The organism is Streptomyces sp. NPDC058872 (assembly GCF_042743065.1).
GTDB lineage: Bacteria > Actinomycetota > Actinomycetes > Streptomycetales > Streptomycetaceae > Streptomyces.
The window spans coordinates 1-22887 of sequence record NZ_JBHYMK010000004.1; the positions used below are offsets into that span (position 1 = coordinate 1).

The window sequence follows — 22887 nt, forward strand, 5'->3', positions numbered from 1 at the left end:
CAACCGAGATCAACACTCAAAGAGAACATCGGGGTGCTGCTCGTGCTCGCTCATCTGGTCCGCCTGCTCCGTAGCGACCCTGTTCGGCCGCGCCTGCTGCTCAGGGATGCCGGCCGTCGCGTCCCCGCTCCTCACGCCGGGCCTGGCCCCGCGCCGCGCTGTTTGTACAGGCTGATCGACACCGTACGGTCATCGGACACCGACGATTCGACCTTCCCCGCGAGTGCCGACAGCACCGTCCAGGCGAAGGTGTCCCGCTCGGGGGCCCTGCCGTCCGTCGTCGGGGCGGAGACCGTCACGTCGAGGGAGTCGTCGACCAGCCGGAAGACACAGCTGAGGACGGACCCCGGCACGGCCTGCTGGAGCAGGATGGCGCAGGCCTCGTCGACCGCGATCCGCAAGTCCTCGATCTCGTCGAGGGTGAAGTCCAAGCGCGCCGCGAGGCCGGCCGTGGCCGTACGCAGCACGGACAGATAGGCACCCGCAGCGGGCAGCCGGACTTCCACGAAGTCCTGGGTCCCGGGCTCGCCTGCGATCTGGGACACCCTCACCTCCAAGGTGGCACAAACTCATTCGGGGCTCGGAGGAGAGGCCCCCGAACCGGGGCGGTGCGCAGGGGGTCTGCGCGGTCCGCCGTGACGCTATCGCGATCCATCCTGCCGTGTCGCCGTGAGCCCGGGGCCCACCGGGTTTCCCCCGCCCCGGCGGCCGCGGAGACCCGCGGAGGGGTGACGTACCCAGCCGTCAGACGATCGAACCGTCCACGAAGCACCAACGCCAGGTCTCGCCCGGCTCGAAGGTGCGCATCACGGGGTGTCCGGTGGCGGAGAAGTGTCCCGTCGCGTGCCGTCCCGCGGAGGAGTCGCAACACCCCACGTGCCCGCAGCTGAGACAGAGCCGCAGCTGGACCGGGTGCGTGCCGTCCGCCAGGCACTCGGGGCAGGTGTCGGCCAGCGGAGCCGGTTCGGGACGCGGCATTTCGGCAAGGTGCAGGCACTCGCTCATCGGATCCCTCCGTGGATGTTCCGTCCTTCGGGGCGAGGGGGGAAGCGCGACCGGTGGCTCCCTCCCGCCCGGGCCGTGCTCCCCCCGCGGCACCCTGCGGGACGCGGTGCCGCCCGCCGTCCGCACCCGGAGGCGCGTCCGGGCCCGCGCCCCGGCACGCGGGCGCGGGGCGGGGACGGCCGGTCCCCGGACGGGCGGCGTCGGCCGGTGGGGCCGGTGCAAGACCTCAACGGGGTCCTCCGGATGGGCGGTCGGCAAGGAACCGGGAAGTACCGCGGCGCGAGCCGTGGGAATTCCCCCCTTCAGGGGGGAGGGCGTCAAGATGACCAGGTTACGTTGCGGCACGGGACGGGGTCGGGATCATGGACGCACTGCAGTTGGTGGGGCTGGTGGCGGCGAGCGCCGCCGTGGCGGGCCTCGCCCGCAAGACCCCGGTGCCCGCCCCGCTGCTCCTGGTCGCCGCCGGACTCGCCGCCTCGTACGTCCCGGGAGTGCCGGACTACACCCTCGACCCGCACATCGTGCTGCCGCTGATCCTGCCCCCGCTCCTCTACACGGCCGCCATCGACTCCTCCTACCTCGACCTGCGGGCCAACGCCAGGCCCATCGCGCTGCTCTCCGTCGGGTACGTCCTCTTCGCCACCGTGGCCGTGGGCTGGCTCGCGCACCTCCTCGTCCCGGACCTGCCGCTCACCGCAGCCCTCGTGCTCGGTGCCGTGGTCGCCCCGCCGGACGCGGTCGCGGCCACCGCCATCGCCCGCAAGCTCGGTCTGCCCAACCGGATCACGACCATCCTCCAGGGCGAGTCCCTCGTCAACGACGCCACCGCGATCACCGCCTACAAGGTGGCCCTCGCCGCCGCCGTCGGCGAGGGGGTGAGCTGGGCCGGTGGCATCGGAGAGTTCGCACTCGCGGCGATCGGCGGCGTCGGGGTCGGCCTGGTCCTGATGGTCCCCCTCCACTGGCTGCGCCGACACCTGCGCGAGGCCCTGCTGCAGAACACCCTCTCGCTCCTCATCCCCTTCGCCGCCTATGCGGCTGCCGAGGAGCTCGGCGCCTCGGGGGTCCTCGCCGTCGTCGTGGTCGGCCTCTTCCTCGGCCACCGCGCCTGGCAGGTCGACTTCGCGACCCGGCTCCAGGAGGAAGCCGTGTGGAAGATGGTCGCCTTCGTCCTGGAATCCGCCGTCTTCGCCCTGATCGGCCTCCAGCTCCCCTACGTCGTCCAGGGCCTCGGCCGGTACGGCATGGCGGAGGCGGCCTGGTACGCGGTCGGGGTCTTCGTCGCCGTAGTCCTCGTCCGCTTCCTCTGGGTCTATCCCGCGACCTTCCTGCCGCGCCGGTTCTCCGCCCGCGTCCGGGAACGCGAACCGGGCGTGGACTGGAGGACCCCGCTGATCGTCGGCTGGGCCGGCATGCGCGGAGTGGTCTCCCTCGCCATCGCCTTCTCCATCCCCGTGGTCGCCGACGGCGAGGAGTTTCCGGCCCGGAACCTCGTCCTCTTCCTCACCTTCACCACGGTGATCGGCACCCTCGTCGTCCAGGGCCTCAGCCTGCCGCCGCTCATCCGGGTCCTCGGGCTCCCCGGACGCGACCGGTACGCCGAGACCCTGGCCGAGGCCCAGGCGCAGAGCGAGGCCTCGCGGGCCGCCGAGGAACGCCTCGACGCGCTCCTGGCCGATGAGCGCAACGCCCTGCCGCAGCCCCTCGCCGAACGTTTGCGCACGGTGCTGGAGCGACGCCGCAACGCCGTCTGGGAACGCCTCGGCGCGGTCAACGAGGCCACCGGCGAGACCGCGGACGACACCTACCGGCGCCTCTCGCGCGAGATGATCGAGGCCGAGCGCGAAGTCTTCGTCCGGCTGCGCGACGCCCGTCGGATCGACGACGAGATGATGCGCACCCTGCTCCGCCGGCTCGACCTGGAGGAGGCCGCCGCCTACCGGGAGACCGACTGAAGGGGGTCGGGCAGGCGCTGCCCCGCCCGCACGCCGGCGCCCGCGGCACGCTTCACGGCGCGCCCGTGACCACCGCCACCAGGCGACTGCCGGGGGGAAAGGCCCCCTGCTCGGCGAGGGCCACGAGGGCGTACAGCATTTTGGCCACATACAGTCGCTCGATGGCGAGTCCATGCCGTGCCTCGAAGTCCCGGGCGAACTCCTCCAGGGCCGGGGAGGTGCGTGCGTAGCCCCCGCCGTGGAACCCCTCCGCCAGCGTCCAGTCGCCGCGCGGACCGCCGAACGCCGCTTCCTGGAGCGCACGGACCTCGCCGTCGAGGAAACCGCCCTTGAGCACCGGTACGCCCAGGGCCCGCTGCCCCGGGAGGAGGCCGGCCGCCAACCCCGCGAGGGTGCCTCCGGTGCCGCAGGCGACGGCGACCGCGTCCGCCGTCCCGGCGAGCTCGCGCCCCAGCTCCACGCACCCGTGCACGGCGAGCGCATTGCTGCCGCCCTCCGGCACGACGAACGCGTCCGCGGGGGCCCGCTCACGGAGCGCGGCGAGCGTGGCCGGGTCGCCCTTGGCGCGGTACGTGGTCCGGTCCACGAACTCCAGCCGCATCCCGTCCGCCGCGCACCGTGCGAGCGAGGGGTTGAGCGGGCGTCCGGCCAGTTCGTCGCCGCGGACCACGCCGACCGTCGGGAAGCCGAGCAGCCGGCCGGCGGCGGCCGTCGCCCGCAGGTGGTTGGAGTACGCGCCGCCGAAGGTCAGCACGGGCCGTCCGGCCGCCTCGCGCAGATTGGGCACGAGCTTGCGCCACTTGTTGCCCGGCAGCTCGGGGTGGATGAGGTCCTCGCGCTTCAGCAGCAGCCGGAGGCCCCGCCGGGCGAAGCGCTCGTCCTCCACCGGTTCCAGGGGCGAGGGGATCCGGGGCCGCAGGCGGGAGGGGTCGAACGCGTTCACCCGGCCATTGTGTCGTCCGCGGCGGCGGACCGCCGCGGAGCCCGCACCCGGGCGGTTCCGTCCGGGGCGGTCGTGGACGGGAACGCCTAGCGCAGCTGGTCGGCGATCCTCTCCCGCATCGAGGCCATCGTGAAGCCGCGCGGATCGATCTTGCCCGGCTGCCACTCCAGGTGCCCGATGACCGAGCGGTGGGTCCAGCGGTGCACCCGGCAGACCGCGGCCGCGGCCTTGGCGATCGCCTCCAGCTGGACCTTGGGCCAGGGGTCCACGCCGTCCCCGAGGTTCTCGCACTCGAAGCCGTAGAAGTGCCGGTTGCCGTCGGTGGTGGCCTCGTCGTCCGGCGGCAGCCTCCGCTCGGCGATGACCGCGCGGAGGACCTCGTCGTCCCCGAGTCCCGCGTGGTTGGTGCGGCCGTAGCCGACGAGGTGGACCGTGCCGTCCTTGGCGATCACGCCGTGGCACAGCGGCCCGGGCAGGCCCGCGTAGCCGTCCCGGCAGATCCGTACGGTGCTGGCGGTGCCCCGGGTCACGGTGTGGTGGATCATGACGCCGTGCACGGGGCCCCACGGGCCCTTGTGGTTGCGGTTGTGGGTGGTCCAGTGGCCGACCTGGACGACCGTGAGGCCTTCGCCGCGCAGGGCGCTGAGGAACCTGCTCGCCGACATGGGTGAGGACATGACCGACTCCTTCCGGAGGACGGGGTGAACTTCCGGAGTACCGGAGTCCGCCACTCCGCTGCCATCCGTTCGGGCCGTGTGCGAGCCGATCCGGACAGATCGTCACGAGGCGTGCGGGGCTGCGCCGTTCGGATGGAAAACGCAGGACATGCCCCGAAGATCGTCGAACAGTCCCACCCGATTGTGTAATGGCGTCAACACATTCCGTGCTGAAAGGCTTCTCTCGTCACTCAGTCATACGAGAGGGAGTTCCATGTCCGTTGGTTCGGTTGGCGACGAGACCCGCGCGGAGCAGCGAGCCCCGCAGCAGAGCCTCGGCACCGCTGCCGCGCGGAACCTCGCCACGACCACCAAGTCGGCCCCGCAGATGCAGGAGATCACCTCCCGGTGGCTGCTGCGCGCACTGCCGTGGGTCCAGGTGCAGGGCGGCACGTACCGGGTGAACCGAAGGCTCAGCTACTCGGTGGGCGACGGCCGCGTCACGTTCGTGCAGACCGGAGAGCGCGTCGCGGTGATCCCCGCCGAACTCGGTGAACTCCCCGCGCTGCGCGGTTACGAGGACGAGGGCGCCCTGGTGGAGCTCGCGTCCCGCTGCACCCAGCGGGAGTACGGGGCGGGCGAGATCATCGCCGTGGCGGGCGCCGCCACCGACCGGGTGTACCTGCTGGCCCACGGCCGCATCGAGCAGATCGGCGAGGGCCCCTACGGCGACGAGGCCGTCCTCGGCGTCCTGGCCGACGGCGCCTACCTCGGCGAGGCCGCCCTGCTCCGCGAAGACGCCACCTGGGCCTGGACCGCCAGGGCCGCCACGGCCTGCACGGTCCTGGAACTCACCCGGGACGACGTCCGGAACCTCGCCGAACGGGCCGGCTCGCTCGCCGCCCACCTCGCGGCCGCCGCAGCCCTGCCCGACCAGCGCACCAACCCCTACGGCGAGGCCTCCATCGACCTCTCCGCCGGTCACGTCGGCGAGGCCGTCGTCCCGCACACGTACGTCGACTACGACGCCTCGCCCCGCGAGTACGAACTGAGCGTCGCCCAGACCGTGCTGAAGGTCCACAGCCGCGTCGCCGACCTCTACAACCAGCCGATGAACCAGACCGAGCAGCAGTTGCGCCTCACGGTCGAGGCGCTCCGCGAGCGCCAGGAGCACGAGCTCGTCAACAACAAGGAGTTCGGCCTCCTCGCCAACTGCGACTACGGACAGCGGCTGCAGCCGCACGACGGCGTCCCCAGCCCGGACGACATGGACGAGCTGCTCTCCCGCCGTCGGGGCTCCAAGATGTTCCTCGCCCACCCGCGTGCCATCGCCGCCTTCGGCCGCGAGCTCAACAAGCGCGGCCTGGTGCCCGAGACCATCGAGATCGCGGGCAACCGCATCCCGACCTGGCGGGGCGTGCCGATCTACCCGTGCAACAAGATTCCGGTCTCGGACGCCCGGACCACCTCGATCATCTGCATGCGTACCGGCGAGGCCGACCAGGGCGTGATCGGCCTGCACCAGACCGGCCTCCCCGACGAGATCGAACCGAGCCTCTCCGTCCGCTTCATGGGGATCGACGAGCAGGCGATCATCTCCTACCTGGTCACCGCCTACTACTCGGCGGCGGTCCTCGTCCCCGACGCGCTCGGCGTCCTGGAGAACGTCGAGGTCAGCCGCTGGCGCTGAGCCGGCTCCGCCCGGGGCGGGTACCGAACCGCCCCGCCCCGGGCGCTCCCGGCCCGTCACGGCGGGGCACCGCCGTGACCGATCGCCGTGGCGGACGCCGCGGAGGATGTGAAGGAAATGACCGTGACCACGAGCAGCGCGGATGCCGTCGTCGAAGGGCAGGGGGCCCTGGGGCTCCTGGACCGGACGCGCACCGCCGTCGACCCCCAACTGCGCGCCACCGTCGAGTCCCTGCCCGGCTCCGTGCGGCGGGTGGCGATGTACCACTTCGGATGGGAGCGCGCCGACGGCACCCCGGACGCGGGGCGGGCCGGCAAGGCGATCAGACCCGCCCTCGTCCTCGCGGCGGCCCGGGCCCTGGGCGCCGAAGAGGCCCAGGCGGTGAAGGCCGCCGCGGCGGTGGAGCTGGCGCACAACTTCACCCTGCTCCACGACGACATCGTCGACGAGGACCCGACCCGACGGCACCGGCCCACCGCCTGGACCGTCTTCGGCGTTCCGGACGCCCTGATGGCCGGTGACGCGATGAGCGCGCTGGCCCTGCGCCTGCTCGCCGAGGACCCCCACCCGGCTTCCGCCGCGGCTTCCGCCCGCCTCGCCGCCTGCATCATCGAACTCTGTGCCGGCCAGCAGGCCGACTGCGCCTTCGAGCGCCGCGATCCGCGGAAGGTCTCGCTCGACGAGTGCCTCGCGATGGCCACCGCCAAGACCGGTGCGCTGCTCGGCTGCTCCTGCGCCCTCGGGGCCCTGTACGCGGGCGCGGGGGAGGGGGCGGTCGCCGCGATGGACTCCTTCGGCCGGGAGGCCGGCCTCGCCTTCCAGCTGATCGACGACCTCATCGGCATCTGGGGCGATCCGGAGCACACCGGCAAGCCGGCCGGTGCCGATCTGGCCGCCCACAAGAAGTCGCTTCCCGTGGTGGCGGCACTCACCTCGGGCACCCCTGCCGGGGAGGAGCTGGCCGAGCTGTACGCCCGGCCGACCCTGGACGTCGCGGCGGTGCGGGCGGCGGCGGACGCCGTCGAGCGGGCCGGTGGCCGTGACTGGGCCCAGGCGCAGGCCGCCGAGCGGATGGGGCGCGCCGTCGAGCACCTGGCGCGGGCGGTTCCGGACCTGGCGGCGGCGGATGACCTGCTCGCCCTCGCGGAGTTCGTCACCCGGCGCAGCCGCTGACCGTGCGGTGACCGCTCATGCCTCGGGAACGATCCGGGTGACCACGGTCTCGATCAGTTCGTCCAGGTCCCGGTCGCCGAGGAGTCCCGGCACCGTGAAGTGGTCGAGCAGCAGGCCGGTGAGGGCGAAGTAGAGCGCGCGGACCGTGTCCGCGTCCCCCGGCATCCCGGAGTCGAGGTGCAGCCGGACGTTCATGTCGAGGTCGGCCCGGAGCACTTCGGTGAATCGTTTCTGGAGTTCGGGACGGCGCGCGGCCTCCAGGCGCAGTTCGAAGAGCCCGAGGTAGCAGGTGCGCTCCGCCGTCAGGCGTCGGGCGAGCCAGCGCATCAGCTCGACGACCAGGGCGCGGCTGGGTTCCCCGCGGAGCGCGGTGTCCACGGCGCCGGACTCCGGGGTCAGTCGTACGAAGATCCGGTCGGCCACCTGCGTGAGCAGCCGGTCCCGGTCGCTGAAGTAGTTGGACGAGGTGCCCGTGGGGACCCCCGCCCGGGCGTCGACCGCCCGGAAGGTCAGTCCGCGGGCGCCTTCGTCCGCCAGTACGTCGATCGCGGCGTCGAGCAGGGTCGTGCGGCGCTCGGGGTTCCTCGCCACGTGGGGCTCCTCTGTGCGGGGCGGGATGCATCCGCGTCGAACGCTTCGCATCGGACCGGTCGGAACAAGGGGCTTGCCCAACCACTACAGGTGAAGCACTATGAGCGTCGTGGTTGTAGGGGCAGCCTACTCCCTCCAGGACGAAGAGGACCGGTTTGCGCAAGCTCACGTACTACGTCGCCTGCACCATCGACGGCTTCATCGGCGACCCCCAGGGCGACGCCAGTTCCATGTTCAAGTACTCCGAAGCCCCCTACACGGCCTGGATGGCCACCGCATACCCGGAGGTCGTTCCGACCCACGGGCGGGAGGCGCTCGGCGTCACCGGCGCGAACAAGCACTTCGACACCGTCGTCCAGGGGATGCGCTCGTACCAGCTGGCCCTGGACGTCGGCGTCACCAGCCCCTACGCCCACCTGCGCGAGTTCGTCGCCACCCGTTCGCTCGCCGAGTCGCCCGACCCCCACGTCGAGCTGATAGCCGACGACCTCGTCGGCCGGATCCGCGAGCTCAAGGCCGAGGACGGCCCCCTGGGCATCTGGCTCTGTGGCGGGTCCACCATCGCGGGGCAGCTCGTCGAGGAGATCGACGAGCTCGTCATCAAGACCTACCCGCAGGTCTACGGCACCGGCATGCCGATGTTCGGTGCCGGCTTCACGCCCCGCGACTTCGAGCTGGGGGAAGTGCGCGCCTTCGGCAACGGCGTCCTGGTCCGGACGTACACCAGGAAGCGGTAGCGGCGGGGGAGCGGTGCCCGGGCGGGCGGCCTACCCTGGAGGCATGGGTGACGAGGCGCCTCGCACGACGCGGGACCCGCTGGCCGAACGGCACTGCCCGGCCTGCGGCGAACCCCTCGCGGTGGTCGCCACCCGGCACAAGGTCCTCGGGGCCTGGGTGCCGGAGTGGCAGGTGCAACCCTGCCGCAACCCCGAGTGCCCGCTCTCCGAAGGGGCGGAAGCCGCTACCACGCACGTGACCGGCAAGAACGGCGAGAACGGGAGAAGTCCGGCCCCCGGGTGACCGGACGCGCGGTGGAGCCGGTCATACCGCTACAGTCCGCGCATGTCATCGGAGTCGACAGAAGTCTGGACCGGCTGGTACCGGGACCGCAGCGGCGCGGAAGCGATCGTCATCACGGCCGACGGGCGGCGCGTCACCACCCGCATCAGGGGCATCGAGTACACCGGCGAGGGTTTCGCCGCGCTCCGCGCCACGGACGGGGACGGGCAGCCCCTCGGGGGGTGCGTCCTGGAGTGGGACCTGCCCCTGCCCGTCGTCGTGGACGGCGCTTCCCATCGGGCCACGCTGGCCTGCCTGCTGACCCTCAACGAGCGGGCGGACCTCAGCCTGACGCTGCACTACGAGGGCGCCGCCTTCGAGGCCTGCATCGCCGGCGGCGACTTCGAGGAGGCACTGGAGCGGGTGCGGAGCCAACTGCCGGCCGGCGCGGACTTCGGCCGCAGGCTCCTCCAGACCGCCTAGGGTGCGGGGCGCCCCGGCGTCGACGACGCGGCGGTGGCTCCCCGGAGGGGGAGAAGCCACCGCCGCGGGTGACCGTTCATCACTTCCCCGGGGGAGCCGGCCCTCGAACGGCACGGACGGTGTCCGTGCGAAGCGGCCGGATCCCCGCGTGCTTCCCTCAGCCCTTGAACGCGGAGGTGAGGCCGTAGCGCCACAACTGGTCGACGCGGTACCGCTCCTGTGCGTTCGGCTGGGCGTTCTGACAGGACGTGCCGGGACCGCCGCCCGACATCAACTCGCTGCACGGGCCGCTGTAGTGGTCCGGCAGCCCGAGGACGTGACCGGTCTCGTGGGCGGTCACCCGGGTCGAGTTGTACTGCTGGTTCTGCCGGTAGTCGAGGAAGATGTAGCCGCGACCGTGGCCGTCGGTGCTGGCGTACGAGCCACGGGAGTCATTTCCCTCGTAGTACGCGAAGTCGGGGTTGCTGCCCTCGACGAGACGGACGTTCGCCACCGAGCCGTTCCATATCTGTGCGGAGCGTGCGATCTGGGTGCGGAAGCTCGGCGCGTAGGCGGCGCTGTACACCACGGTGACGGCGGTCGCGCCCTGGGTGGTGGCCCGCTTCTTCGCCACGGACTTCATGACGGCGTCGAAGAACGCCTGGTTCGCCTTGGCCTCCTCGGCCGAACCGGCGTACGCCACGCGGGCGGTGCCGGCCCCGCCGTTGCCGACCGCCGCCGCCGGCGCCGCACCGAGCGATGCGGCGAGACCGAGTCCGAGGGCGGTGGTCAGCACGGAAGTGAGGACCTTGGGGTGTCGCATGGGGGGCTCCTCCTGTAGGGGATGAGGAGAGTCTCGGGGGAGTCGAGCGGCTCGGGATGATGTCAGCCGCCGATAGCCCCGGAGCATCACCCGGATGCGAATTTCCCTCAACTCCCTTCAATTGCAAGGTGATTGAGAAGGTTTGGGCATCTGGTGTCACTCTCGGAGCCGCCCTAACCTCGGGGCATGGAGCTGGAGGTGAGACACCTGCGTGCGCTCTGCGCCATCGCGGACACGGGCAGCCTGCACAAGGCCGCCCGGCAACTGGGCATGAGCCAGCCCTCGTTGACCACCCAACTGCGCCGGATCGAGAACTCCCTCGGTGCCGAGCTCTTCTCCCGCGGCCGCACCGGTTGCCGCCCCACCCCACTCGGCCGCTCCCTGCTCAGCCGGGCCCGTCCGCTCGTCGCCGACATGGCCGCGCTCATCACCGAGGCCCAGGCCGCGGCCCGCAGCGACGGTCCCGGACTCCGCGTCGGATCGACCGCCAGCAGGGCGCTCCCCGGCTGGCTGCGCCGACTCCGCCAACGCCTGCCCGGCACCGACGTCGGCCTCCGGGTTGACGTCTCCGCCGACGCACTGCTGCGCACGGTCGCCGCCGGGCAGCTCGACGTGGCGTTCGTGCACGAGGTGGAGGGCTCCCCGCTCCGGGTTCCCCAAGGCCTCACGGAGCGCGTGCTGGTCGCCCGCGAACCCCAGTTCATCTCCATGGCCCGCGACCATCCTGCCGCCGCCCGGCCCGTCGTCGACCTCGTCGACCTCGCCGCGGACCACTGGATGGTCGATCCGGCCGTCGACGGCGAATGGGCCGGACTCCGACGGGTCCTCGCCGCCGCCGGCATCGACCCGCCACTGCTGCACGGCGACTACCACACGGCCGCCTCGCTCATCGCCCTCGGCGAAGCCGTCGCCCCCTGCCAGCCCACCTCGAGTCCGCGCGAGGACATGGCCGTCCGTCCCCTCCGCGGCGATCCGCTGGGCGTTCGGCTCCTGCTGTACGGCCGGCCCGGCGCGCCCCTGGACGTGCTCTACGCGGAACTCGCCGCGGCCTACCGGGAAGTGGCCCTGCGTGCGGCCCCGTACCGGGAGTGGCTCCGCCGACAGGGAGCGGCGGCCGGGGCGTCGGTGGGACCGTGCATGATGACCGCATGAGCCAACGCGAGGACGGCCCCGGCGGAACGGCAGTGGTGCGGCACGCGCGCCCCGAGGACCTGCCCCGGGTGGTGGAGCTCATCACCGAGCACGCCGCGTACGAAAGGTCCGTGCCCCCGAAGCCCGGCCTCGCGGACCGGCTCGCGGACCTCCTCTTCGGCCCCGGCCCGCGCCGCCTCGGCTGTTTCGTCGCGGTCCTCCCCGACGGCACCCTCGCCGGCTACGCCACCTGCGCGCCCACGCCGTCCACCTGGGACGGCACCGAATACCTCCACATGGACTGCCTCTACCTCGCGGAGCGCTCCCGCGGCCACGGCATCGGCCCGCTCCTGATCGCCGCGGTCCGCTCCGAGGCCCGGGAACTCGGCCTCCCGGAACTGCAGTGGCAGACGCCCGAGTGGAACGAGCGGGCGATCGCCTTCTACGACCGGCTGGGCGCCACCTCCCTGTCGAAGCGCCGCTACACCCTTCCGACGGAAGGCTGAGGGGGCCGGTCCGCCCGGCGGTCGCCGGGCGGCGAGGGCGTACAACCGCGACAATGACGTCATGATCCAGGGCATGTGCCTTCGTCGAGTGCGGCGCGTGCGACGACCGGCTTCCCCGGAGGTCCGCCCGTGGCGGGACCGCCCGGCCGACGACCGGGAGTAGCGGACGGTGCCGGACCGGTAACGTGGAGTTTCCGCACCCATCGGGAAACCGCAACACAGAGACGGTCGGCGTCGAGGTGAGCAGCACATGAGGGAACCGCAGATCGACTACGCGGCGGTCTTCCACGCCCTGCCCGGCATGGTCGCGCTGCTCACCCCCGACCTCGTCTACGCCGACGCCAGCGAGGACTTCCTCCGCTTGGCCGGACGCACCCGGGAGCAGCTGCTGGGCCGCTACATCTTCGACGTCTTCCCCGAGAACCCGAACGATCCGGCCGCGGCCGGCATGCGGGAGACCCAGGCGTCGATGCTGCGGGTGGTGGCGACGGGCGAGCGCGACACCATGGCGCTGCTGCGCTACGACATCGAGGACTCCGAGCGGCCCGGCCGTTGGGTGGAGCACTTCTGGAGTCCGGTCAACGCGCCCGTACTGGGCCCGGACGGGCGGACCGCGTTGATCCTGCACCGGGTGGAAGAGGTCACCGAGCTGATCCGTGCCCGGGGCGGGGCGGGCGGCGACGGCAACCGGGCCCGCGTGCTGGAGGCCGAGCTCTACACCCGCTCCCGCGAACTGCAGGAGGTCAACGAACGCCTGCGCAGGGCCCATGCGCGCGAACGCGAGGTCGCCCTGACCCTGCAGGCGGCGATGCTGCCGGCGCCGACGCTGGTCGGACACCACAGGGCGGCCGTCCGCTACCGACCCGCCGTCGGCACGCTCAACGTGTGCGGCGACTGGTACGACCTCGTCGACCTGCCCGGGGACCGCGTCGCGGTCGCCGTCGGCGACGTCGTCGGCCACGGCCTGGAAGCCGCCGGCGTCATGGGGCAGCTGCGCAGCGCGCTGAGCGCGGCCGCCCGCGTCGCCGAGGGCCCGGCCCGGGCGCTGGAAGCCCTCGGGCTCTACGCCCGCCGCGTCGACGGCGCGGAGTCGACCACGGTGGTGAAGATCTACATCGACTGGGACGCCCACACCCTCACGTACAGCAGCGCGGGCCATCCGCCACCCGCCCTGCTCCACCCCGACGGCACGGTGACCTTCCTGGACCGGGCGACCGATCCGCCCCTGGGGGCGCGCCCGGAACACGTTCCGCGGCCGGAGGCGACCACGACCTTCGCCGAGGGCGCCACCGTGGTCCTCTACACGGACGGTCTGATCGAACGCCGCGACGAGGACATCGACGTCGGTCTGGCCCGCCTCGCCGACTCCCTCGCCCGGCACGGCCAGGCCGACCCGGAAGCCCTGGCCGACGCGCTCCTGGCCGACCTCCTCCCGTCCACGGGCAACACCGACGACACGGCCCTGGTCATCATCCGCCTCTGACGGCCCGCCCGGCCCCTCCCGGTCCCGCCCGGCCCCTTCCGGCCCCGCCTGGCCCCGCCCCGGGCCTCCCCGGGCCGGACCCAGGCCCGGCCCGCTCCAGAACCCGCAACGCGCCGTGACGGGAAGCCCGGAATCGACTGCATGCCCGATTTGACTCTCCGGGCGGTTCTGCCAACGTGGTGAGTGTCATGTCCCACGCATCTCGCAGTTCCGTTCGCACGGGCGCCGCCGGGACCCTGACGCCGAACGGCGAGCCCGTTCCCACCGTCCGGCGCTCCGTCCGCGGCGTTCCGGGAACCTTCGCCCGCGGCGTGCCGGGGACGTGCGTCCACGCCCCCGGACGACCGGGTGCCTCCCCCGATCCGTACCTGTTCGACGTCGGCGCCGCCGACGACATCCTCGTGCTCCCGGAGAGGTTCCGGGGCACCCTCGTGGCCCTCGCCCCCGTGGTGGGCAGCACCCCGCGCGGTGACCGCCGCGCGGCACCGGGAACGCCTTCGGGCTGACCCCGTTGCCCTTGCCCTGGGCGGAGGCGAGGAAGAAGGAGCGATGACATGAACCTGGCCTACGACTACCCGGTCCTCGGAGCCTTCTGGACGGTCATGTGGATCTTCCTGTGGGTCCTGTGGATCGTCCTGCTCTTCCGGATCATCGGCGACATCTTCCGGGACGACGAACTCAGTGGGGTGGCCAAGACGATATGGCTGCTCTTCGTGGTCGTGGTCCCCTTCCTCGGCGTCTTCGTCTACGTCCTCGCCCGGGGCAAGGGCATGGGGCAGCGCGAGGTGAAGCACGCCCGGGCCCAGCAGCGGGCCTTCGACGACTACATCCGCGAGACGGCGGGCAGCGGGACGGGGCCCGGCAGCGAGGCGGACCAACTCGCCAAGCTCTCCGAGATGCGTGCCAAGGGCGACATCACCGACGCCGAGTTCCAGCGGGCCAAGGAGAAGATCCTCCACTGAGCTCGGGTCCGGAGGCGGTCATCCGCCCGTGTCCTGCCCGTGGAAACCGTGCTGGTCATGGTTTTTTGGAGGAATGAAAAGCAAGGTTCGCGCCCGTGTTCTGCCGGCCTCTCAGCGCCGCTCGCTGGACGAACTGATAGGGGATCTGATCCTCTCGTCCGGGGACGCCGCGTCCAAGCGCTCGGCCTTCTGGACGATGCTGACGCTGTCCTCGGTCATCGCGGCCGGTGGGGTGATCACGGACTCGACGGCGACGGTGATCGGAGCCATGATCATCGCGCCTCTGTCCACGCCGATCATGGGCATCGCCCTGGGCTCGGTGCAGCGCCGCCGTACCGGATCGGCCAGGACCGTCCTCCTGGCGTGCCTGCTGGTGATCGCGGTCGGAGTGGTCATGTCGCTGGTGCTGCCCGGCAACTACGACCTGCTGTCGAACAGTCAGATCTCCTCGCGGACATCGCCCGGCCTGATGGACCTGATCGCCGCCCTGGCGACCGGCTTCGCCGGCGCGGTGGCACTGGCCCGCCGGGACGTCGCCGCCGTACTGCCCGGCGTCGCGATCGCCATCTCCCTCGTTCCGCCCCTGGTGGTGGCCGGGGTGTGTCTGGGGCAGACGTCGGGCTGGCTGGCCCTGGGCGCGCTGGCGCTGTTCGTGTCGAACCTCTTCGCCCTGGTCTTCGCCGGCATGGTGATGTTCGCCTCGCTCGGTTACGCCTCGGAGGCGGACAAGGCGGCCGGACGCCCCGCCCGCAGGACGGCCGTCGCCATGGCCCTGCTGTTCGTCGTGGTGTTCGTCCCGCTGACGGCCAACACCGTGACCACACTGCTGCTCAACGTCTGGACCGGCCGCACCAAGGCCGCCGCGGAACAGTGGCTCGCCGGGGATCCGGACGCCACCGTCACCAGCGTCGACGCGACCTCCCGGACGATGTACATCCAGGTCCGCACCCCCGGGGACCTCCCCCCGCTGGAGTCCCTGCTCGACCGGCTCGAAGGACAGATTCCGGACGGCATCCCCGTCGTGGTCGACGCCTCGCGGGGGCGACGCATCGACGTCGGAAGAGTGGGCGGCTGAGCACCGCCCCGCAGGACCTCCGCCGTATCGAGGTGCGACGGGCGCGACCCGATGATGCAATTGGGGTGCGTGAGGTGGGGGTGTCAGAGGGAAAAGCCACCAGCTTCCAGAGGTGACGCAGTGAGCGACGCATTCGAAGGAACGGACGAAGTCGGCCCGATCGACTACGTGATCGTCGAATTTCCCGGCAACCGGATGACCGGGGAGGGATTCCCCCTCCTCGTCGACCTGGTGGACCGCGGCCTCATCCGGATCCTCGACCTGACGTTCGTCAGGAAGGACGAGGACGGAACCGTGACCGGCCTGGAGATCGCCGATCTCACCGGCGACGGCGAGCTCGACCTGGCCGTCTTCGAGGGCGCGTCGTCGGGGCTGCTGGGCCAGGACGACCTCGAAGAGGCGGCCACCGCACTGGAGCCCGGTAACTCCGCCGGCATCCTGGTCTACGAGAACCTCTGGGCGGCACCCTTCGCAGCCGCCCTCCGCCGCGGCGGAGCGCGGATGGTCGCCTCCGGGCGGATCCCGGTGACCGACCTCGTCGCCGCCCTCGACGAGACCGAGAGCGCCTCCTAGGACGGCGCTCACCCGTACAGAAGGGACACGACCATGCCAGGTCTCATCCGCGGGGTCGCGCGCACCGCGGTCGTCGCCGGAACGGCGACCGCCGTGTCGAACCGCGTGTCACGCCGGCAGCAAGGACGATGGGCGGCGCAACAGGCGTACGAGGCGCCCCCGCAGCAGCAGGCCTACCAGGCCCCACCGCCCCCGGCTCCGGCTCCGGCTGCTCCCGACATGAGCAGCAAGATCGACCAACTGAAGCAGCTCGGCGAACTCAAGGACCAGGGCGTCCTCACGGAGGCCGAGTTCGAGGAACAGAAGCGCGCGATCCTCGGGTCCTGACCGGCCCGGGCGACGGCGGCGGCACGACGGGGCCCGCCCGCGCGCCGGCTGCCACGCTCCGGCCCCGTCGGCCCGCGCAGCGGACGTCAACCGGGCCTGACGGGCCTGACGGACCCCGTAGGCCCCACGGCCCCGTATGCCCCGCCGCCCCGTAGGCCTCGGACCCGTTCCCCGCTCGGCCGGGTCCACGGACGTCCGCCCCTCGCTGCCGATGCGCAGCAGCACGGTGCGGCGGCCTCGGTAGTGTGGGGCCATGAAGGACGGGGGAGCATCTGACCGCTTCGTGAACCGATGGGGCGACACTTCGGCTCCGGACCCGGAAGGGCGTGGGCCCCGCCAGGACGCCTGCTCCTGTTTCGACATGTCCAGGCTCCGCCCGCGGGCCCGCGTCGGTTTCCACGCGGAGCGGCAGGACCCCACCGCTCCGGGCTGGCGCCGTCTACTGGAGCTGATCGAGGAGGCCGCGGACGACGGGCGCGAGGAGTTCAAGCCGCTGATCGGGTTGAGTCCGGAGCACCGGCGTCAGGTCGTCACCCTGCCGCCGAGCATCGGCACGCTGACGGCGGTCAGGCACCTCGTGCTCTACGGCAGCAACCTGGTTCGGCTCCCGCCCGAGATCGGGGCGATGACCGGCTTGGAGGAGTTCACCCCGTACACCTCCTACCGGCTGCACTGGTTCCCCTACGAGATCACCCGCTGCCGACGGTTGACCCGCAGTACGGTGAGCACGCGGGCCCTCTTCGGAAACCGCAAGTTCCGGCCGCCCTTCCCGAAACTGGCCTCGTCGCCGGACGTCCTCAGGGGTCTCGATCCGGAACGCCCGGACCCAGGGCGTTGGGGTCCCACGAACCTCCGGGGCTGCAGCGTCTGCGACGGCCCGATGGCACCGGGCGGACTCCAACAGGCATGGATCTCCCTGCGCGTGGCCACGGACGTGTTGCCCCTCCTGGTCAACGCCTGCTCGCCGAAATGCCTTGCCGCCCTCCCCCGTGGTGCTGACGACCACATCCCCACGGCCCACAGGGGCGGTCGAGTCGACCAGCCGCCGCCCCGCCGGGGCTGAAGGACGTTGTACACAGGGGCACGCCAACGGCGGAGCCGGTGGGGGAGCCGGTCGGGGAGTCGCGCCCCCACGCGGATGTTCCACGGGTTCCGATCGGGCGCTCCGGGGCCCCGAGCGGATGCTCGGCGGGACGGCACCACCATCCGTCCAACAGCCGGTCACCGCAGTGTGGGCGGCGTACGGCGGGGTTGTCGCTAGTCGGCCTCGACATCGCTCCCGGCATCCTTGCCGGCGTGCCCGGCCCGGTCGCCGTGGCGGACGCCACGCGGCTTCCCTTGGCGGCGGGGAGCGTCGACGCGGCTCTCGCGCTCCACATGCCGTACCACGTGCCCGACATCCCCCAGGCGGTCAGGGAACTGGCCCGGGTCGTGGCGCGTGACGGGTTGGTGGTCGCCTCCACCAACAGCGACCGGGACAAGGTCGAGCTCGATGACCTCTGGCGGCGGGCCGCAGGCGACGTCCTCGGCGTCGGCCGGGGCCCGGCCCGCATCTCGCTCGGCGCTCGCTTCTCCCTGGAGCAGGCGCCGGCCCTCCTCGGCGAGGAGTTCAGTCGCGTGGAGGTCGTCGAACTGCCGGGGACCATCACCGTCCGCGACCCCGAGCCCGTCATCGCGTACCTGGCTTCGTACCGCGCCTGGGCGGACCAGCACGATGTCCCGTTCGACGCGACCATCGACCGCGCCCGCACGCTAGTGGCCGACCACATCGCGCGGCACGGGGCGTACGAGATCACCTGCCTGGGCGGCATCCTCGTCTGCCGCCGGTGAGATCAGCCCAGTGGCGGCCATGGCACGGCGAGCAGGTGTCCTGCCTCCTCGACGATCGCTTCCGCCAGCTGGTCCCGGTCGCCGCGTCGGATCGCCGCCCAGTCGTTGTAGGCGTTGGTCTTGTCGACCAGCGGCCTGAGCGACTGCGGCCGGGCCAGTGCGCACCACCCTTCGTACGTGATCAGGTCGCCGCCGGCTCCGGGGTCCAGGCTGCCGTTCACGATCAGCTGGAGCCACCAGCGGACGAGTTCCCAGCGGGCCGCTTCCCATGGGAGGTCGGTGGTGTCGGCCGGGAGGTCCTGGAGCAGGCCGAGTTCGTCAAGCACCTGGTCGAAAAGGACGTCGGCCTGCTCGTGCTCGGAGCGTGACAGGCCGGCGAGGAGGGGGAGGGACTTTGTCTCGACGTCGAGGACCAGGGCCGTGAGGCCTGCTTCGATGAGCTGCTCTGGGTGGTGCCGGCGGCCGACCAGGCGTTCCAGGGCCAGCTTCCTGATGCAGTCGACGGCCTCCTGTGCGCTCCTTGCGTACGGCGTGAACGGTGTGGGCAGGGAGACGTCGATGCCTGGACCGCCCTCGACGAAGTACGACCAGAAGTCGACGGTCGCGTGGGCGAGGAAGCTGCTCGACCGGCCGGCGAATTCGTGCTGGATGTAGTCGGTGAGGTTGTCTCCGTACAGGATGATGTCGGTCTGCCAGACGGATAGGACGGGATGCCCGTGCTCGCCCGCCGTACCCGGCAGGTAGCGGTGTCCGTAGACCGGGACCAGCTGCGGTGCGCTCTCCAGCTCGGTCCTGGCGGCGCGCAGTGCTTCGGATGTCTCCGTCGGCCTCGACGGCCAGGCGGGATGCCAGAAACCGTTGTGCTCCACGTCGAAGAGCACCCCCTCCACCGGCCACGCCAGCTGCCCGGCCAGGTCCTCGGGGGCGCCGTTGCGCCAGTCGGGCCACCGCGACGAGCCGTGCGGGAGCCCGGCGGCGAGGAAGACCCTGTGATCCGCCGAGAAGGTGAAGCCGAACCGTGTCTCGACCGCGTCGAGCTCTCGCTCGGTGAGCCCTGGCCCGATCTCGGTTCGGAGCATGCCCTGAAGGGCACGGGCCGCATCCAGGGTCAGTCGGGGCGTCGACGGCGTGTGCACGTCTGCCAGCGTAGTGAGCGGTACGGCCGCACATGCCAGGACGCTGTGGCAGTCCGCTGCCTCATCACGCATTCGCTGCGACGGACTGCGACGACCCCGGCGCCGTTCGGGCTCCCCGCAGTGTCCGCCCGGAGGGAGGCGATTGGCAGGTCCGCCGGTGTGGTGGCGCCTACCCGAGTGCGGCGGCAGCGGCCTTGTAGTCGGCGGCCTGGGTCGGGGTGAGGTAGTGGCTGACGCGGATGAGTACGGTGCCGCTGACAAAGTCGTACTCGGCGAGCACGGGCATGCCCTTGGTGACGTTCTGGATGTAGTCGGCGCGGGCCCGGGAGTCGGCTGCGGTCGTGAAGACCTCGATCGCTCCGCCGAGTCCGACGCTGCCGGGCTCGGCGTCGGCGACGTCGTCGACCTTGATGCGGGAGTCCGTGAACGTGACCTTGCTGGTGTATTGGTTGGGGCGGCCGAGGAGATGGTTCGGGTCGTCGTCCTCGGTGACAACGCCGGAGAGCTTGGCGGACGCGACCTTGCCGGAAAGGGCCTTGAAGGCGTCGCTGGCGGTGAGTTCCTTCGCGGCCGGCTTGGTCGGGGCGCCAGCGGTTGCAGTGGTGGTGTTCTTCGGTTGGTCGTTCTTCTGACCGTTCCCCGAACCCGAACCCGAACCCGAACCGCATGCCGTCATGGCCGCGAAGGCGATGACGAGGGCGGCAGCAGACAGGGCGGGCTTACGCATGATGGCTCCGAAGCGTGGCGGGCTTGGGTGTGTTGATCAGGTCGCAGAACTATTGCACTGCGATGTCGCAGTGCGTGCGGATACGGGAAGACCGACTGGTGTCAGTCCACGGCCGGGTAGGCGGCGGGCGATTGCGGAGGAGCGCAGGGACTTGTCCGATGGCGTCTATCGGCAGCTCCGGATGTTCAGACGTGCGGAATAGGGCCATCGACCGGGGGAGGGCCGCTTCTGGATGCGGAGTCTGGACCTGGGCGCGCTCTCCCGCGGCCACGGGATAGCGTCCCTCGGGTGAATCTTCACCTCATCAACGATGTGCCCGACGGCCTGACCCGACGAGCGCGATCCTTTGTCTCCGCGCATGGCGTCAAGGTCGACGTTCCCCCCGTCGAGGGGCACCGGCAGCGGTGGCTTGAGCGGGACATCCCAGCAGCGGTGATCGATCGAGTGGCGGCCTACCAGGAGCGATGGGGCGGTCTGCTCTTGCCCCCCGCACCGCAGTACGACGGAGGCCCCAAGTACCTCGATCCGGACTCGCCCGAAGAGGACTCCGCAGGATGGTGGTTCGAAGCCGGGATGCAGCGGACCGCAGTACCCTACTCATTCATGATCAGTCCGTCTGGTGAGTTCGGTATCCAGGGTGGTCGATGGGCGCCCCTCCACACGACCGTCGAGGGCTGGGTGGAGTCGCTTGCCTTGGCTCGCCACGCATCTATGTGGGCAAGGCAGGTCACCAAGCTCGTCGGCGATGACGTCGACGGCATCGACCTGAACGGCTATGCGCCGGTGCGCGAGGTGATGGGCCTGGCGGACACCTGGTGGAGAGGGCCCGACTCGCTGGTAGCCCTCTATAGCGGGGAGGCCACGGCGCTCGACTTCCCCAGAGGCCGCGTCGCAGTGATCTACTCCGGCCTCGATGAGTGGGGACTGCGAGGAGGCGTGGACGACGATGGCTGACCTCGTCGTTCCACTACCGGCGGTGGAAGACCGAGTGGAACGGGGCTCGCAAGGCGCTCCAGGCAGCCGAGAGCGGGGCCGCCGAGCGCGAGGGCCGCAAGCCCGTTGAGCTGCCGCACATGGTGACCCACGACCTGCGGCACTTCTACGCCTCCGCGCTCATCGCCGGCGGCGCGAGCGTCAAGCAGGTGCAGCTCGTCCTCGGGCACGCGTCCGCCGTCATCACGGTGCGGATCTACGCGCGCCTGTGGCCGGGCGAAGAAGACCGCACCCGGGCCGTCAGGGACGCCGTGCTCGGCGGCCTGCGGACCGGGTGCGGACAGGTAGGCGACATGACCAGCGAAACCGCAGGTCAGGCGGCCTAGCCAAAGATCAGGCCTTCTTGGTCTCCTAGTAATGGGCCGGGTCGGTGACCTGCGGGGATCTTCCCTGTAGGTCGCTGACCTGGCCTTTTGCTGATGGCTGGCGATGGGGTACGACGGTCCTGATCGGGTGTCCTGCGGACTGTGTGCGGACTGGGGCGGGCACTCTTCGGTATTCGAATGCGCCGGCCCGCAGGGATGCCGCACACTCTCCGGATGATCGTCCTGCAGCCCGTCCTGGAGACCTGTGCCACCGATGGCTTCGACCTCTGGCCGGTGGCCGAGTGTGGGGCTTACGACTTCCTTGCGCTCGGCGGTGCGCTCAGCCCTGCCGAGGTCGGCACGGCTGTCATGTGTATTGCCGAGTGCAACAACGTCGACCTGGAGGGTGAGGGGCGACCGCAACGGCCTACCGATCCGCTAGGGAACTTCCTGCACGGGCTCCTCACTATGGACAACCTTTTCGCCGCCGGCGGCCTGCGGGTGACTGATACAGCAACCGGCATCGCCCTGTCGCCGGGCTGTTGCAGCGGGCTGGACGAACGACGCGACTGGCTTGCGGTCATCGATGGAGATGGCTGGGCCTCCTTCGGCCATGACCCCTCTCCGCTCGCCGAACGGATGGGCGACGTGGTGCGGCTGACCATTGACGCTGAGCAGCAGGACAGCCCTGTGATCGAGCTGCCCATCATCGATCTGCGTCGCCTGCTCGCCGATGCGGAACGCGACCTGGCTGCCTTCCATCGCCTTGCCATCGGCTGGGCAGCCCTGCACTTGCCTGACCATGCTGACCCCGTTTGTGCGGCTCTTGCTCGTGCCCTTGACCTGCCCGCGCCTGCCGTCCCGAAGCCGTAGGGCGACGACGTGCCCGTACCTGGCGCTTCTATCGCCAGCCGCACAGGGAGACCTCCGGGCCTCCGGTGAGGTACCGGTGGAGGGCACTTGACGTGGTGTCCACGAAGTTCTCGGGGATGGAGTCGGCGCGGACCCAGCCGACTTGGGCGTGCTTGAGCGGTTCGCGGTTCTCGGGCTCGCCTGCCCACTCGTGGGCGACGAAGACGACTGTGAGGAAGCCGTTGGGGGCCTCCATACCCCAGGCACCGTGGATGACGTGGACGACCCTGAGGGACTCGGGCTTCACGCTGAGCCCCGTCTCCTCGTGGAGCTCGCGTACGGCGGTTTCGGTGATGGGTTCGCCCGGCTCGCTCTTGCCGACGGGGAGGTCCCACAGGCCCTGGGCGAACTTGGCGTTCTCGCTGCGCTGGAGGAGGACGACTTGGTTGGTGGCCTTGTCGTGGACGATGACGGCCGCGACCAGCAGGGTCATCGATTCGAGCGCCGGTTTCAGGGCCTTCGGCTGGTCGTCGGCCTGCTGGGCCACTGGGTCCCCTTCCTCGGGCGGATTGCCGGGCATGTGAGGGAGATGGCCTCGGCGGCACTGGTTTGGATGGCGAGGCTGTCGCCGAGGTTCTGACTGCGGGCGATGGGGCGCGACGGTCTTGATCGGGTGCGCTTCGGACTGCT

At 71.3% G+C, this 22887-nt stretch carries 27 protein-coding genes and 1 pseudogene; 19 read left to right on the top strand and 9 right to left on the bottom strand.

What is annotated here, in order from left to right:
- Positions 1-131: 131 nt before the first annotated feature.
- Together ACFW22_RS03065 and ACFW22_RS03070 are read right to left on the bottom strand one after the other, a co-directional pair.
- Positions 132-545: an anti-sigma regulatory factor gene (locus tag ACFW22_RS03065; protein ID WP_384877261.1), complete on the bottom strand. Its 414-nt coding sequence runs from the start codon at positions 543-545 to the stop codon at positions 132-134.
- 199 nt (positions 546-744) lie between these two features.
- Entirely contained in the window at positions 745-1005 is a 261-nt protein-coding gene (locus ACFW22_RS03070) for a UBP-type zinc finger domain-containing protein (protein WP_384877262.1), read from the bottom strand.
- A 362-nt stretch (positions 1006-1367) separates the two neighbouring features.
- On the opposite strand from ACFW22_RS03070, the gene ACFW22_RS03075 reads away from it, so the two are divergent.
- Entirely contained in the window at positions 1368-2960 is a 1593-nt protein-coding gene (locus ACFW22_RS03075; RefSeq protein ID WP_386398046.1) for a Na+/H+ antiporter, read from the top strand.
- Positions 2961-3012: 52 nt separating this feature from the next.
- Here the strand turns inward: ACFW22_RS03075 and ACFW22_RS03080 are convergent, their stop codons facing one another.
- Together ACFW22_RS03080 and ACFW22_RS03085 are read right to left on the bottom strand one after the other, a co-directional pair.
- Positions 3013-3903 carry a 1-aminocyclopropane-1-carboxylate deaminase/D-cysteine desulfhydrase gene (locus ACFW22_RS03080; protein ID WP_386398048.1) on the bottom strand — a complete coding sequence of 297 codons (891 nt, stop codon included), beginning with the start codon at positions 3901-3903 and terminating at the stop codon, positions 3013-3015.
- Between the two features lie 86 nt (positions 3904-3989).
- Positions 3990-4580: an N-acetylmuramoyl-L-alanine amidase gene (locus ACFW22_RS03085; protein WP_386398051.1), complete on the bottom strand. Its 591-nt coding sequence runs from the start codon at positions 4578-4580 to the stop codon at positions 3990-3992.
- A gap of 253 nt (positions 4581-4833) precedes the next feature.
- Here ACFW22_RS03085 and ACFW22_RS03090 point away from each other — a divergent pair, with 253 nt between their 5' ends.
- On the top strand, positions 4834-6249 hold the full coding sequence (locus ACFW22_RS03090; RefSeq protein ID WP_386398055.1) for a family 2B encapsulin nanocompartment shell protein: 1416 nt from the start codon (positions 4834-4836) through the stop codon (positions 6247-6249).
- 117 nt (positions 6250-6366) lie between these two features.
- Entirely contained in the window at positions 6367-7422 is a 1056-nt protein-coding gene (locus ACFW22_RS03095) for a family 2 encapsulin nanocompartment cargo protein polyprenyl transferase (protein ID WP_386398059.1), read from the top strand.
- Between the two features lie 15 nt (positions 7423-7437).
- Here ACFW22_RS03095 and ACFW22_RS03100 read toward each other — a convergent pair whose 3' ends face one another.
- Positions 7438-8013, bottom strand: coding sequence for a TetR/AcrR family transcriptional regulator (locus ACFW22_RS03100; RefSeq protein ID WP_386398063.1), 576 nt, complete (start codon positions 8011-8013; stop codon positions 7438-7440).
- Positions 8014-8168: 155 nt separating this feature from the next.
- Here ACFW22_RS03100 and ACFW22_RS03105 point away from each other — a divergent pair, with 155 nt between their 5' ends.
- Genes ACFW22_RS03105 through ACFW22_RS03115 form a run of 3 tightly spaced genes read left to right on the top strand, consistent with a single transcriptional unit; the run spans position 8169 to position 9495 of the window.
- On the top strand, positions 8169-8750 hold the full coding sequence (locus ACFW22_RS03105) for a dihydrofolate reductase family protein (protein ID WP_386398068.1): 582 nt from the start codon (positions 8169-8171) through the stop codon (positions 8748-8750).
- A gap of 43 nt (positions 8751-8793) precedes the next feature.
- Positions 8794-9033 (top strand): hypothetical protein, encoded by a 240-nt coding sequence (locus tag ACFW22_RS03110; RefSeq protein WP_386398072.1) that lies wholly within the window; start codon positions 8794-8796, stop codon positions 9031-9033.
- Between the two features lie 42 nt (positions 9034-9075).
- Positions 9076-9495, top strand: a complete 420-nt coding sequence (locus tag ACFW22_RS03115) for a DUF6304 family protein (RefSeq protein ID WP_386398077.1) — start codon at positions 9076-9078, stop codon at positions 9493-9495.
- A 157-nt stretch (positions 9496-9652) separates the two neighbouring features.
- Here the strand turns inward: ACFW22_RS03115 and snpA are convergent, their stop codons facing one another.
- Positions 9653-10297: a snapalysin gene (gene snpA / locus ACFW22_RS03120; RefSeq protein WP_386398081.1), complete on the bottom strand. Its 645-nt coding sequence runs from the start codon at positions 10295-10297 to the stop codon at positions 9653-9655.
- Positions 10298-10483: 186 nt separating this feature from the next.
- On the opposite strand from snpA, the gene ACFW22_RS03125 reads away from it, so the two are divergent.
- The 10 genes from ACFW22_RS03125 to ACFW22_RS03170 all read left to right on the top strand — a co-directional run bounded on the left by ACFW22_RS03125 (position 10484) and on the right by ACFW22_RS03170 (position 18184).
- Positions 10484-11449 carry a LysR family transcriptional regulator gene (locus ACFW22_RS03125; RefSeq protein ID WP_386398084.1) on the top strand — a complete coding sequence of 322 codons (966 nt, stop codon included), beginning with the start codon at positions 10484-10486 and terminating at the stop codon, positions 11447-11449.
- Positions 11446-11934, top strand: a complete 489-nt coding sequence (locus ACFW22_RS03130; protein ID WP_386398086.1) for a GNAT family N-acetyltransferase — start codon at positions 11446-11448, stop codon at positions 11932-11934. Before ACFW22_RS03125 ends, ACFW22_RS03130 begins: the two co-directional genes overlap by 4 nt.
- A gap of 250 nt (positions 11935-12184) precedes the next feature.
- Positions 12185-13417: a PP2C family protein-serine/threonine phosphatase gene (locus ACFW22_RS03135; RefSeq protein ID WP_386398090.1), complete on the top strand. Its 1233-nt coding sequence runs from the start codon at positions 12185-12187 to the stop codon at positions 13415-13417.
- A 188-nt stretch (positions 13418-13605) separates the two neighbouring features.
- The gene (locus ACFW22_RS03140; protein ID WP_386398093.1) at positions 13606-13923 is read left to right on the top strand and encodes a hypothetical protein; all 318 of its coding nucleotides are present in this window, start codon (positions 13606-13608) and stop codon (positions 13921-13923) included.
- A 48-nt stretch (positions 13924-13971) separates the two neighbouring features.
- The gene (locus ACFW22_RS03145; RefSeq protein WP_386398096.1) at positions 13972-14379 is read left to right on the top strand and encodes an SHOCT domain-containing protein; all 408 of its coding nucleotides are present in this window, start codon (positions 13972-13974) and stop codon (positions 14377-14379) included.
- 73 nt (positions 14380-14452) lie between these two features.
- The gene (locus tag ACFW22_RS03150) at positions 14453-15454 is read left to right on the top strand and encodes a DUF389 domain-containing protein (protein WP_386398099.1); all 1002 of its coding nucleotides are present in this window, start codon (positions 14453-14455) and stop codon (positions 15452-15454) included.
- Positions 15455-15574: 120 nt separating this feature from the next.
- Positions 15575-16027, top strand: coding sequence for a DUF6325 family protein (locus ACFW22_RS03155; protein ID WP_386398102.1), 453 nt, complete (start codon positions 15575-15577; stop codon positions 16025-16027).
- Positions 16028-16060: 33 nt separating this feature from the next.
- Complete coding sequence (locus ACFW22_RS03160; RefSeq protein ID WP_386398105.1) at positions 16061-16354, top strand: SHOCT domain-containing protein; 294 nt, start codon at positions 16061-16063, stop codon at positions 16352-16354.
- Between the two features lie 361 nt (positions 16355-16715).
- Positions 16716-17417 (top strand): leucine-rich repeat domain-containing protein, encoded by a 702-nt coding sequence (locus tag ACFW22_RS03165; RefSeq protein ID WP_386398108.1) that lies wholly within the window; start codon positions 16716-16718, stop codon positions 17415-17417.
- 92 nt (positions 17418-17509) lie between these two features.
- A complete protein-coding gene (locus ACFW22_RS03170) occupies positions 17510-18184 on the top strand; it encodes a class I SAM-dependent methyltransferase (RefSeq protein ID WP_386398597.1) in 675 nt (224 codons plus the stop codon).
- Between the two features lie 2 nt (positions 18185-18186).
- Here the strand turns inward: ACFW22_RS03170 and ACFW22_RS03175 are convergent, their stop codons facing one another.
- Both ACFW22_RS03175 and ACFW22_RS03180 read right to left on the bottom strand, forming a co-directional pair.
- Positions 18187-19263 (bottom strand): hypothetical protein, encoded by a 1077-nt coding sequence (locus ACFW22_RS03175; protein ID WP_386398111.1) that lies wholly within the window; start codon positions 19261-19263, stop codon positions 18187-18189.
- Between the two features lie 226 nt (positions 19264-19489).
- Positions 19490-20047: a hypothetical protein gene (locus ACFW22_RS03180; protein WP_386398115.1), complete on the bottom strand. Its 558-nt coding sequence runs from the start codon at positions 20045-20047 to the stop codon at positions 19490-19492.
- Positions 20048-20335: 288 nt separating this feature from the next.
- On the opposite strand from ACFW22_RS03180, the gene ACFW22_RS03185 reads away from it, so the two are divergent.
- From ACFW22_RS03185 to ACFW22_RS03195, 3 genes and pseudogenes are all read left to right on the top strand, one after another.
- Positions 20336-21001, top strand: a complete 666-nt coding sequence (locus tag ACFW22_RS03185) for a hypothetical protein (RefSeq protein ID WP_386398118.1) — start codon at positions 20336-20338, stop codon at positions 20999-21001.
- Positions 21002-21012: 11 nt separating this feature from the next.
- Positions 21013-21366: pseudogene (locus tag ACFW22_RS03190) on the top strand (tyrosine-type recombinase/integrase); the annotation flags it as partial.
- A gap of 213 nt (positions 21367-21579) precedes the next feature.
- The gene (locus tag ACFW22_RS03195; RefSeq protein WP_386398121.1) at positions 21580-22218 is read left to right on the top strand and encodes a hypothetical protein; all 639 of its coding nucleotides are present in this window, start codon (positions 21580-21582) and stop codon (positions 22216-22218) included.
- 28 nt (positions 22219-22246) lie between these two features.
- Here the strand turns inward: ACFW22_RS03195 and ACFW22_RS03200 are convergent, their stop codons facing one another.
- Complete coding sequence (locus ACFW22_RS03200) at positions 22247-22777, bottom strand: NUDIX domain-containing protein (RefSeq protein ID WP_386398123.1); 531 nt, start codon at positions 22775-22777, stop codon at positions 22247-22249.
- Positions 22778-22887 lie beyond the last annotated feature (110 nt).

What these genes read in the sequence shown, in the direction of transcription:
- ACFW22_RS03070 (WP_384877262.1), bottom strand. Translation starts at nt 1,005, where the DNA reads ATGAGCGAGTGCCTGCACCTTGCCGAAATGCCGCGTCCCGAACCGGCT.
- ACFW22_RS03075 (WP_386398046.1), top strand. Translation starts at nt 1,368, where the DNA reads ATGGACGCACTGCAGTTGGTGGGGCTGGTGGCGGCGAGCGCCGCCGTG.
- ACFW22_RS03085 (WP_386398051.1), bottom strand. Translation starts at nt 4,580, where the DNA reads ATGTCCTCACCCATGTCGGCGAGCAGGTTCCTCAGCGCCCTGCGCGGC.
- ACFW22_RS03090 (WP_386398055.1), top strand. Translation starts at nt 4,834, where the DNA reads ATGTCCGTTGGTTCGGTTGGCGACGAGACCCGCGCGGAGCAGCGAGCC.
- ACFW22_RS03095 (WP_386398059.1), top strand. Translation starts at nt 6,367, where the DNA reads ATGACCGTGACCACGAGCAGCGCGGATGCCGTCGTCGAAGGGCAGGGG.
- ACFW22_RS03110 (WP_386398072.1), top strand. Translation starts at nt 8,794, where the DNA reads ATGGGTGACGAGGCGCCTCGCACGACGCGGGACCCGCTGGCCGAACGG.
- ACFW22_RS03115 (WP_386398077.1), top strand. Translation starts at nt 9,076, where the DNA reads ATGTCATCGGAGTCGACAGAAGTCTGGACCGGCTGGTACCGGGACCGC.
- snpA (WP_386398081.1), bottom strand. Translation starts at nt 10,297, where the DNA reads ATGCGACACCCCAAGGTCCTCACTTCCGTGCTGACCACCGCCCTCGGA.
- ACFW22_RS03125 (WP_386398084.1), top strand. Translation starts at nt 10,484, where the DNA reads ATGGAGCTGGAGGTGAGACACCTGCGTGCGCTCTGCGCCATCGCGGAC.
- ACFW22_RS03130 (WP_386398086.1), top strand. Translation starts at nt 11,446, where the DNA reads ATGAGCCAACGCGAGGACGGCCCCGGCGGAACGGCAGTGGTGCGGCAC.
- ACFW22_RS03135 (WP_386398090.1), top strand. Translation starts at nt 12,185, where the DNA reads ATGAGGGAACCGCAGATCGACTACGCGGCGGTCTTCCACGCCCTGCCC.
- ACFW22_RS03140 (WP_386398093.1), top strand. Translation starts at nt 13,606, where the DNA reads ATGTCCCACGCATCTCGCAGTTCCGTTCGCACGGGCGCCGCCGGGACC.
- ACFW22_RS03145 (WP_386398096.1), top strand. Translation starts at nt 13,972, where the DNA reads ATGAACCTGGCCTACGACTACCCGGTCCTCGGAGCCTTCTGGACGGTC.
- ACFW22_RS03150 (WP_386398099.1), top strand. Translation starts at nt 14,453, where the DNA reads ATGAAAAGCAAGGTTCGCGCCCGTGTTCTGCCGGCCTCTCAGCGCCGC.
- ACFW22_RS03160 (WP_386398105.1), top strand. Translation starts at nt 16,061, where the DNA reads ATGCCAGGTCTCATCCGCGGGGTCGCGCGCACCGCGGTCGTCGCCGGA.
- ACFW22_RS03165 (WP_386398108.1), top strand. Translation starts at nt 16,716, where the DNA reads ATGTCCAGGCTCCGCCCGCGGGCCCGCGTCGGTTTCCACGCGGAGCGG.
- ACFW22_RS03175 (WP_386398111.1), bottom strand. Translation starts at nt 19,263, where the DNA reads ATGCTCCGAACCGAGATCGGGCCAGGGCTCACCGAGCGAGAGCTCGAC.
- ACFW22_RS03180 (WP_386398115.1), bottom strand. Translation starts at nt 20,047, where the DNA reads ATGCGTAAGCCCGCCCTGTCTGCTGCCGCCCTCGTCATCGCCTTCGCG.
- ACFW22_RS03195 (WP_386398121.1), top strand. Translation starts at nt 21,580, where the DNA reads ATGATCGTCCTGCAGCCCGTCCTGGAGACCTGTGCCACCGATGGCTTC.
- ACFW22_RS03200 (WP_386398123.1), bottom strand. Translation starts at nt 22,777, where the DNA reads ATGCCCGGCAATCCGCCCGAGGAAGGGGACCCAGTGGCCCAGCAGGCC.